The 9,357-nt window shown below is 42.1% G+C and carries 7 protein-coding genes, 1 tRNA gene and 1 pseudogene; all 9 read right to left on the reverse strand.

The window, feature by feature from the left end:
• Positions 1 to 54: 54 nt before the first annotated feature.
• The gene (gene rpoB, locus JMX95_RS12480) at positions 55 to 4,173 is read right to left on the reverse strand and encodes a DNA-directed RNA polymerase subunit beta (RefSeq protein WP_201560983.1); all 4,119 of its coding nucleotides are present in this window, start codon (positions 4,171 to 4,173) and stop codon (positions 55 to 57) included.
• A 790-nt stretch (positions 4,174 to 4,963) separates the two neighbouring features.
• A complete protein-coding gene (gene rplL, locus JMX95_RS12485) occupies positions 4,964 to 5,335 on the reverse strand; it encodes a 50S ribosomal protein L7/L12 (protein ID WP_011514491.1) in 372 nt (123 codons plus the stop codon).
• Between the two features lie 126 nt (positions 5,336 to 5,461).
• A complete protein-coding gene (rplJ, locus tag JMX95_RS12490; protein WP_045443904.1) occupies positions 5,462 to 5,989 on the reverse strand; it encodes a 50S ribosomal protein L10 in 528 nt (175 codons plus the stop codon).
• Between the two features lie 446 nt (positions 5,990 to 6,435).
• Positions 6,436 to 7,137, reverse strand: a complete 702-nt coding sequence (gene rplA, locus JMX95_RS12495) for a 50S ribosomal protein L1 (RefSeq protein WP_045443901.1) — start codon at positions 7,135 to 7,137, stop codon at positions 6,436 to 6,438.
• Entirely contained in the window at positions 7,138 to 7,569 is a 432-nt protein-coding gene (gene rplK, locus JMX95_RS12500) for a 50S ribosomal protein L11 (RefSeq protein ID WP_010201717.1), read from the reverse strand.
• Positions 7,570 to 7,660: 91 nt separating this feature from the next.
• The gene (gene nusG / locus JMX95_RS12505) at positions 7,661 to 8,191 is read right to left on the reverse strand and encodes a transcription termination/antitermination protein NusG (protein WP_045443893.1); all 531 of its coding nucleotides are present in this window, start codon (positions 8,189 to 8,191) and stop codon (positions 7,661 to 7,663) included.
• 57 nt (positions 8,192 to 8,248) lie between these two features.
• Positions 8,249 to 8,737, reverse strand: coding sequence for a preprotein translocase subunit SecE (gene secE, locus JMX95_RS12510; protein ID WP_083475710.1), 489 nt, complete (start codon positions 8,735 to 8,737; stop codon positions 8,249 to 8,251).
• A 51-nt stretch (positions 8,738 to 8,788) separates the two neighbouring features.
• A tRNA-Trp gene (locus tag JMX95_RS12515) sits at positions 8,789 to 8,864 on the reverse strand.
• 379 nt (positions 8,865 to 9,243) lie between these two features.
• Positions 9,244 to 9,357, reverse strand: a pseudogene (locus tag JMX95_RS12520) (elongation factor Tu); the annotation flags it as partial.

Below are 9,357 nucleotides of genomic sequence, written 5' to 3' on the forward strand. Positions count from 1 at the left end.
CTAAGGATAATAATTAACTGAAGCTATGTTAAAGGTAGCTTCAGTCAGCCGTGCTTAATGGGTTTGTTTTAACTCAATATTAATACCCAATGATTTGATTTCTTTGGTCAGTACGTTAAACGATTCAGGCATACCTGGATCCATATACTGCTCACCATCAACGATGTTTTTGTACATACGCGTACGGCCTTCAACGTCATCCGACTTCACAGTCAGCATTTCTTGCAGCGTATAAGTCGCGCCGTAAGCTTCTAGCGCCCAGACTTCCATCTCACCGAAGCGCTGACCACCAAACTGAGCTTTACCGCCGAGTGGCTGCTGCGTCACTAATGAGTAAGAACCGGTTGAACGCGCATGCATTTTGTCATCAACCAAATGGTTAAGTTTGAGCATGTACATATAACCAACGGTTACTTTACGGTCAAACTTCTGACCAGTACGACCATCATACAACGTCTGTTGACCATCACGGTCCATACCAGCAAGCTCTAGCAGGTCTTTAACTTGGCTTTCTCTTGCGCCGTCAAATACTGCTGTGCCCATTGGTACACCAGCGCGCAAGTTATCTGCTAGCGCCATGATGTCATCATCACTCAAGCTATCAAGATCAACTTGCTCACCGCCGACTTGGTTATAGATTTTGTCTAAGAAGTCACGTAAATCTTTGATCGCTGCTTGCGATTTGAGCATACCATCGATCTTCTCGCCCAAACCTTTCGCTGCCATACCCAAATGCGTTTCTAGAACCTGACCGATGTTCATACGCGATGGTACACCAAGCGGGTTCAAGACGATGTCAACGGTATTACCATTTTCATCATAAGGCATATCTTCAACTGGCATAATGCGCGATACAACACCTTTGTTACCATGACGACCGGCCATTTTATCACCAGGCTGAATACGGCGCTTAACGGCGAGATAAACCTTGACGATTTTTTGTACGCCGTGCTGCAGATCATCACCAGCGGTTAATTTGCGTTTTTTCTCAGCAAACTTCACATCGATATCTTTTTGCTTATCAACCAAATACTCAGCGATTTGCGTTAGACGCTCAGAGATTTCTTCTTCAACTGGTTGGATATCCAGTAAGGTCTCAAGGCTCATATCTTTCATATCAGCCAATGCCATCACTGTACCGGCTTTTAGACCAGAACCACCGCTGACTTTTTGACCATCTAACAAGTTACCAATACGCCCACGAGCTGCTTCTTCAAAGATACGTAGCTCTTCTTTTAAATCTTTACGATAGCTATCAAGCTGTGATTTTTCAATTGCTCTTGCACGTGCATCTTTTTCAACGCCGTCACGAGTAAAGACTTGCACGTCAATAACCGTGCCTTTACTTGATGTTGGTACACGTAGCGACGTGTCTTTAACATCAGCCGCTTTTTCACCAAAGATAGCCCGCAAGAGTTTCTCTTCTGGCGTCAGTTGTGTTTCACCTTTTGGCGTCACTTTACCAACTAAGATATCACCAGCGTCAACTTCAGCACCGATATAAACGATACCTGCTTCATCAAGACTTGATAGCGCCGCTTCACCAACGTTCGGAATATCCGCAGTGATCTCTTCAGTACCTAGCTTGGTATCACGAGCCACACACGTCAATTCTTGGATATGAATGGTAGTGAAACGATCTTCTTTAACCACTTTCTCAGACAGCAAGATTGAATCTTCGAAGTTGTAACCATTCCACGGCATAAATGCGATACGAATGTTCTGACCCAATGCAAGCTCACCAAGATCCGTTGACGGACCATCAGCTAAGATATCGCCTACAGCAATAGCATCACCTTGGTTGACGATAATACGTTGGTTGATACAAGTATTTTGGTTAGAACGCGTGTATTTAACGAGGTTATAGATATCAATACCGGCTTCACCAGCAATCATCTCATCTTCATTAACACGAACCACAACACGTGAGGCATCAACGTCTTCGATCACACCGCCACGCTTAGCGATCACACAAACACCTGAGTCACGCGCAACGTGACGCTCCATGCCCGTACCTACTAACGGCTTATCAGCACGTAGCGTAGGAACTGCCTGGCGCTGCATGTTCGAGCCCATAAGCGCTCGGTTAGCATCATCATGCTCTAGGAACGGAATCAAACCTGCCGCTACCGATACAACCTGACTTGGCGACACATCCATATGCGTCACTTTTTCTGGCGGCATACGCACGAATTCACCATAGCTACGAACACTGACCATTTCATCAGATAACGCGCCTTCTGCGGTTACTGGTGAGTCAGCCTGTGCAATGACCGTACCTACTTCTTCAATTGCTGATAGATACTCAATGACATCCGTTACTTTACCATCAACCACACGGCGATAAGGCGTTTCTAAGAAGCCAAAGCTGTTGGTTTTAGCAAAAGTTGCCAATGAGTTGATAAGACCAATGTTTGGACCTTCAGGAGTCTCAATCGGGCATACACGGCCATAATGGGTATCATGTACGTCACGTACTTCAAAGCCTGCACGTTCACGAGTTAGACCACCGGGTCCTAGTGCTGATACACGGCGTTTATGGGTAACTTCAGACAATGGGTTGTTCTGATCCATAAACTGCGATAACTGGCTTGAACCAAAGAATTCTTTGACCGCAGCAGCAACAGGTTTTGAGTTAATCAAATCTTGTGGTGACAAGTTATCAGATTCCGCTGAGCTTAAACGCTCTTTGACTGCACGCTCTACACGTACTAGACCAACACGGAATTGGTTTTCTGCCATCTCGCCGACCGAACGAATACGGCGGTTACCTAAATGGTCGATATCATCGACTTCGCCGCGACCATTGCGAATTTCAATCAATTCTTTTAGGACGTTAACGATATCGTCATTGGTCAATACACTGCGCGCGCGTTGGATGTCTGGATCGTCAGTATTATCAAACTCTAACCCTAAACGACGGTTAAATTTCATACGACCGACATTTGATAAGTCATAACGATCAGCGTTAAAGAACATGCTGTCAAATAGTTTTTCAGCGGTCTCAACCGTTGGTGGCTCACCTGGACGCATGACTTTATAGATTTCAATCAATGCTTCTTCACGGCTTGACGTACTATCAGCACGCAAAGTGTCGGCAATATAACTGCCTTGATCGATATCATTGGTGAATAGAATGCTGAATTCTTTGATAGACTCGCTGGCTTCAAATGCACTTAATTTAACCAATAATTCATGGTCAATTAGGGTATTCGCTTTAGCGATAACTTCGTCATTCACCACGATATCTTCAGCTAAAATACGCTCATAAAGATATTCATCAGGTATCGCAATCTTCGTCATACCTGCTTCTTCAAGCTGACGAATACGGCGTGCATTAATACGCTTGCCCTGCTCTACGATGACATCACCTTCTGGTGATACGATATCGAACTGAGCCATCTCACCGCGCAAGCGATCAGCAACCAAATCAATCTCGAACTGCTCTTCACCTTTATAAACGGCTACTTTATCAAAGAACAAATCTAAGATTTCAGACGTTGTTAGACCAAGCGCACGTAGAATAATTGAAGCCAATAGCTTACGACGACGGTCAATACGAGCAAAAACTAAGTCTTTTGCATCAAATTCAAAATCTAACCATGAACCACGGTAAGGAATGATACGGGCGTTATATAGCACCTTACCACTTGAATGTGACTTACCTTTATCATGGTCAAAGAACACACCAGGTGAACGATGTAGCTGAGATACGATAACACGCTCAGTACCATTGATAATAAAAGTACCGTTAGCCGTCATCAACGGCATCTCGCCCATATAGACGCTTTGCTCACGGATATCTTTAATAGCCGCTTTGCTGTCTTTGTCTTTGCTGTCTTTGTCTTTAATGATCAGACGGATTTTGACACGCATAGGCGCGGCAAATGTTGAGCCACGCAAGATACACTCACGCTCATCAAATTCAGGCGTGCCTAAATAATATTCAACGAATTGTAGCTCTGCGTTACCAGAGTGACTCTCAATTGGGAAAATAGAGGAATACGCAGCTTGCAAACCAGTATTCTCACGAGCTTTCGGCTTTTTGTGCTCTTGCAAAAATTGCTCGTAAGAATCTACTTGAATAGACAGTAAATAGGGAATGTCCATCACAGTGGGCAATTCAGCAAAACTTTTGCGAATACGCTTTTTTTCAGTATAAGAATATGCCATCGAGAGTCCTTACAGTAAACGTGGAAACAAATTAAAAGCGTGGCCAGCGTGCATAAATACGATGCAAACTTGGCGACGTAAACGATAATATAAAACAGGTAATCGTGTTCAGTTGATATCTTTTGTCAATTACTACTTCTGCTATCAGTGCTTACTTAGCACCCTTACTTTCATTTTATGATCGGTATCTAAGTCAGTCTATATGACCACTCAGACAACCAAATTCAATATCACATCATCTAAAACATATTGCTTTTAAGCAAAACTTACTCATAGAGGTAAGAAAAAATGACTCATTCAAGGGTATTTCTAAGTTATCTGCTATCAAAACTGATTGTATTTAGTCATTTTTCTTTCAAAAAACCAGCTCTTTCAAAACCAACAATTCTATCAAAACTAATATCGTCGCTGATATGTACCGTCTATAAGCCTAACTACTGACAGTAATACCCTGCGAAACGGACAACCTAAACTTAATAACTTTTCAGAATTAATAATAATCGGGGTAACTATAACTTTTAGAATCAGTATAAACTATAGTGTTAATGGGAAAGCATGCAGACACAAAAAAATGCCAAACATCTATGGACGTTTAGCTTAAATTAACTGATTTCAAAAACTGGCATGTGTGCTTGCATGTATATCGTCTGTCCTTTTGATGGGTATCCACCGTGATGTTGCATACGTATGTTGGCAGACACAAAAGGTCAAGCTACGAATTATAGTAAAAAAAAGCTGGCAATGCAAGGCATTACCAGCTTTTTTTGTACAACACTAAGATAAGCGAAGCTTATTTTAGTTCAACAGTTGCACCAGCTTCTTCAAGTTTCTTTTTCAACTCTTCAGCTTCAGCTTTGTTAACGCCTTCTTTGATTGGAGCTGGAGCGCTTTCAACCAAATCTTTCGCTTCTTTCAAGCCAAGACCAGTAGCTTCACGTACGGCTTTAATTACGCCAACTTTCTTCTCGCCAAAGCTGGCAAGAACTACGTCAAACTCGTCTTTTTCTTCAGCAGCAGCAGCAGCAGGGCCAGCAGCAGCAGGTGCAGCAGCAACAGCAGCTGTTACGCCGAATTTTTCTTCCATAGCGCTGATTAATTCAACGATATCCATTACTGACATTTCAGCGATTGCGTTTAACACGTCATCTTTAGATAGTGCCATGAGAACTCTCCGTTATCTGATAAAAATTAATTGATTTTAAAATCGCTTGGATTGCTTGCCAAATTTTCAAATAGTGTTGGCAATAAAGTGCAATCGGCGATGTCAAAGTTACGTTAAAACAAGCAATTATGCCGCTTCTTTTGCGTCTTTGATTGCTGCTACCGTGCGAACAAGCTTACTAGGAACAGCGTTCATAGTTTGAACAAGCTTGGTAACTGGTGCATTCATAGTAGCCATCAAGATAGAGATTGCTTCGTCGCGAGTTGGTAGCTTCGATACGCGCTCTAGCTCTTCTGGACCATAAACAACACCACCAACTGATACCAATTTGGTCTCTAAAGCTTTGTGATCTTTACTGAACTCGAAAACAACTCGAGCAGCAGATCCCAAATCTTCCATAGAGAAAGCCAAAAGTAATGGACCAGTCATACGGTCTGACATGCTCTCAAACTTAGTGCCTTCAAACGCACGTTTTGCTAGGGTATTTTTTACCACTTTCAAAACGACGCCTTTTTCACGGGCTTGTTCGCGCAGCTTAGTAAGCTTTGCAACACCAATACCATGATATTCGGCAGCTACTGCTGAGTAAGCATTAGCAGCAACTTCAGACACTTCAGCCACAACTTGTTGTTTTTGCTCTAGCGTTAATGCCATAAGTTGACTCCTTTAATCTTATCAATCAGCTGAATATTTAATCATTTAAACCTAAGCTTTTAAGCATTGGCATTCAATAATTAAACGAATCGCTTAGACTGACTTGATACGACACGTTATCAGCATATTTATTAATAATAAATTTACTCATAACGACTGATTACGGCACCGTTATCAGAATGACATCAAGTAATAGATTGAACTATCGGCTCTTATCAACAACTGGGTGGGTCACCGTCTGCGTAGGACAACTAAGATTTTCATCTTTCGTCGATTAACAAAAGCAGCTCGTTGTTATTACTAATGATCCGAAAAAAATTAATAAAAACGTAAAACTGCTTTCTACCTACGGTCTTAGACAGCATAGCGTTTGCTACGCTGACCTAATTCTTTAAAATATTTTTGCAGCCTTTATTTAAAATTGTCAAATAAAGGCACATATCTAATTATTTTGCTGTGCGATATGGAACTGGATCAATACTTAGACCAGGACCCATCGTGCTAGACAAGGTAATTTTCTTAATGAAAGTACCTTTAGAAGTAGCAGGCTTAGCACGTCTTAAATCTGCAATCAGTGCTTCAGCATTCTGGATTACTTGCTCAGCAGTAAAACCAACTTGACCGATAGTCGTGTGGATGATACCTGCTTTGTCTACACGATACTGTGCTTGACCGGCTTTAGCGTTAGTAACCGCTTCAGCAACGTTAGGCGTAACCGTACCGACTTTAGGGTTAGGCATTAGACCACGTGGACCTAGGATAGTACCTAGTTGACCAACAACACGCATTGCATCAGGAGCAGCAATAACGATATCAAAGTCCATGTTACCAGCTTTGATTGATTCTGCTAGGTCTTCAAAACCAACGATATCTGCACCAGCTTCTTTGGCGGCTTCAGCAGCAGCACCTTGAGCAAATACAGCAACGCGTTTGGTTTTACCAGTACCAGCAGGTAGGTTGGTAGCGCCACGAACCACTTGATCAGATTTACGTGGGTCAACACCCAAGTTAATCGCAATATCAATTGACTCTTTGAATTTAAGAGGTGGTAAATCGTTTAGGATTTGAACCGCTTCTTCAACTGTATACTGCTTTTCATGTACGATACGGCTTTGAATTTCTTTTTGACGTTTGGTTAGCTTGCTCATTTACACACCCTCCACGGTAATACCCATTGAACGTGCAGTACCAGCGATGGTACGAACAGCAGCATCAAGATCAGCAGCAGTTAAATCTGCATCTTTGGTCTTAACGATGTCTTCTAGTTGTGCACGGTCAACTTTACCGACTTTAGCGGTATTTGGTGTACCAGAACCTTTAGCGATACCAGCAGCCTTACGTAGTAAGTATGCAGCTGGTGGTGACTTCATGATGAAAGTAAAAGACTTATCGCTATATACAGTGATCTCAGTAGGAATCGGTAGACCCGGCTCTTGATTTGAGGTCGCAGCGTTAAATTCTTTACAGAACGCCATGATGTTCACGCCTTTTTGACCCAATGCTGGACCAATCGGTGGTGAAGGATTTGCTTTGCCTGCAGGGACTTGTAGTTTGATGTAACCATCAATCTTCTTAGCCATGATTTTCTCCTAAATGGGTAATAGCGCCAAATCAATGTGGTATAAACCTTATTGACTAACAGCTCCCCGGTTGATGAACTTTTTTGCTGATTTAGTCTAGCTTTTCAACTTTACTAAATTCAAGCTCGACCTGAGTCGGTCGATTAAATACGTTTACCGTTAAATGTAGTTTAGACTTCTCGTAATCCACTTTTTCTACCAACCCTTTAAAGTCAGTAAATGGACCATCGATAACCAACAGCTCTTCGCCCGGCTCAAATAGAGTCTTAGGACGTGGGTCGGTTTCAGTCTGATTCAAACGGTTTAAAATACGATCTGCTTCTACTTGCGTAATTGGAGCTGGTGTTTCAGGTGTACCACCGATGAAACCCATAATACGTGGGCACTCTTTAACGATATGCCAAGTATTGTCGTTCATTTCCATCTGGATCAATACATAACCTGGAAAGAACTTACGCTCACTCTTACGCTTTTTGCCGTCTTTCATTTCGACGACTTCTTCAGTAGGAACCAATACGTCACCGAATGATTCAGCAAAGTCACTACGATTAATACGATCAGTTAATGAACGCTGTACTTGCTTTTCATATCCTGAAAACGCTTGGACAATATACCAACGCATATCACGCTCCTGATCATTATAAGTAAATTTTGGGGTAAGACTCACTAATACGTGCGACTAACCAATAAAGATGCCAACGAACCAATTGAAAAAGTTATCTAATAACCAAACCAGAAAACCAACAATGGCAATCATGACAATGACCTGCCAGGTATATTGAAACGTTTCATCTTTACCTGGCCATGTCACTCGGCGCAATTCAACAGCAGCGTCTTTCAATAATATTTTAAAAGCGCGGCCTTGATGCGTTAATGCCAAGCATACTAAGGCAAATACAATAAGGGCAACGATAATACCAATACGTACCCAGACATCATTGGCAGGTTGCCAATAGCCAGGTAAATACTGATTAACTAACGTCGCCCCGATTAATACTGCTGCGGCAAGTAGCCACAGTACCACATCTTTTATTGAACCTGTTTTAGCCACTTCAACAGCAGTTGTTTGATTGCCCGCTGAGATGTGCTTACCTTTAGACAGCATTCCACCAGCACCCGCCTTGGCATCAGATAACTTAGTCTCGAGGTTATCTTGATCATTGCTCATAAAGAACTCGCTTCGGAGATGGTGAGGTATAACAAAGATGTGATAAGAAGATGGCAGGCGATGTAGGACTCGAACCTACAACCCTCGGTTTTGGAGACCGATGCTCTACCAATTGAGCCAATCGCCTATGGGTGTAAAGGACAGCATTATACAATATTTGATATAAAATGCAAGCCTTTAGCGATAAAATTATTACTTTTACCTAGTTTTGCTCTTATTTGAATGTGCTACTAAATCATCATTACTTTAACAAAATGAAAATGTAAGCGGCTAATAAGAAGCAGCGTTAATATAGCAAGCTCCGCTTAGAATTACAATAGATTGGAAAGTAAATTATAAACGTTATAGGTATAACTGGCTAATCATGTTGCTAAGACAACGAAAGGTTTGATCATACTACTGAAGAATAACCATATTTCCTGATCATTTGATCTAAAAAAAGCCACCCTTAAACAAGGATGGCTTTTTTATGACTAACTCACAATCTCATTACTGAGAATGACAGATTAGTTTAGTACGTTAGCAACAACACCAGCGCCTACAGTACGGCCGCCTTCACGAATAGCGAAGCGAAGACCTTTGTCCATAGCGATTGGGTGGATAAGCTCTACGCCCATCTC

It is taken from the genome of Psychrobacter sp. NC44 (genome assembly GCF_904846655.1).
GTDB lineage: Bacteria > Pseudomonadota > Gammaproteobacteria > Pseudomonadales > Moraxellaceae > Psychrobacter.